Genomic DNA, 285 nt, shown 5'->3' on the forward strand with positions numbered 1-285 from the left:
CTGGTCCGCGTTCGCTCGCCACTACTTGCGGAGTCTCGGTTGATGTCCTTTCCTTCAGGTACTTAGATGTTTCAGTTCCCTGAGTTCGCTTCTAACCCCTATGTATTCGAAAGTTAGATACCTTATAACAATACCTAGAAACCTAAACCGTACAAAAGCACGGCTTAAACTTTCTAGGTATTTAAGGTGGGTTGCCCCATTCGGAGATCCATGGATCAAAGCTTATTCGCAGCTCCCCACAGCTTATCGCAGCGTATCACGTCCTTCTTCGCCTGTGCATGCCAA

At 47.4% G+C, this 285-nt stretch carries 1 rRNA gene; it reads right to left on the reverse strand.

Features of this window, described 5'->3' with window-relative positions:
• Nucleotides 1–285, reverse strand: a 23S ribosomal RNA gene (locus JNB91_RS31900); the annotation flags it as partial.

Origin of the sequence: Aliirhizobium wenxiniae (genome assembly GCF_019511445.1) — a bacterium.
GTDB lineage: Bacteria > Pseudomonadota > Alphaproteobacteria > Rhizobiales > Rhizobiaceae > Neorhizobium > Neorhizobium wenxiniae_A.